1 protein-coding gene is annotated in these 270 nt (G+C 47.8%); it reads right to left on the reverse strand.

Features of this window, described 5'->3' with window-relative positions; translation table 11 throughout:
• The coding region (locus LKX83_RS32535) for a metallophosphoesterase family protein (RefSeq protein WP_227887417.1) at window positions 1-270 on the reverse strand (270 nt) is incomplete at both ends.

Consider the following 270-nt stretch of genomic DNA (forward strand, 5'->3'; position numbering starts at 1 on the left):
AATAATGGGTCGCATTCACTTCATTTCCAAGCTCTAAAATACCATACGAGAATTGAGGTTGTCTTCGTTTATCCGTCGGCGAGCCCGGATTAAACAACAGCCTCCCTTCATGCCAGCGCAGAAGCGGAATATGCGAATGCCCGAAAATAATAATATGTACATCCTCTTTGGCAAATGCATCCACAGCCCGCCGCTCTGTCGTTTTGCTCTTTCCATCACCATGCACCAAACCGATGCGATACTTCCCGAATGTCAGCACTTTCTTGCGCC

It is taken from the genome of Cohnella baijiui (genome assembly GCF_020731285.1).
GTDB lineage: Bacteria > Bacillota > Bacilli > Paenibacillales > Paenibacillaceae > Cohnella.